Source organism: Paenibacillus sp. GbtcB18 (genome assembly GCF_019091125.1).
Classification (GTDB): Bacteria; Bacillota; Bacilli; order Paenibacillales; family NBRC-103111; genus Paenibacillus_F; species Paenibacillus_F chitinolyticus.
The window spans coordinates 1-273 of the sequence record NZ_JAGXJX010000341.1 but is presented as its reverse complement, the minus strand read 5'-3'; the positions used below and the strand labels follow the sequence as shown (position 1 = coordinate 273).

At 39.9% G+C, this 273-nt stretch carries 1 protein-coding gene; it reads left to right on the top strand.

The window, feature by feature from the left end:
- On the top strand, window positions 1-198 hold a 198-nt coding region (locus KVT34_RS30290), incomplete at its 5' end, for a hypothetical protein (protein WP_217563293.1).
- Window positions 199-273: the final 75 nt, after the last annotated feature.

Genomic DNA, 273 nt, shown 5'->3' with positions numbered 1-273 from the left:
GTGCCCAAGGTGCGGGAGAAAAAAAAAAAAAAAAGACAAAAAGGAACTTTTAAATTACTTACAAGTATCCATTGGCTTCAGTGGGTAATTTCAGCTGGCACTCACCTGCAAAACCCTCCTTTCAACTATGTTGTAATTAATACCATTGTCACCTACGTTGCTAAGTTTACTGAGGAGACAAAAAATAAATACTTATAGAGAGATGATGGTAGGGACGCTGCAGCACGTGTTAGCTGGTATGAGGTTCACTTGTAGAGGCTTTGGGGTTCTTTC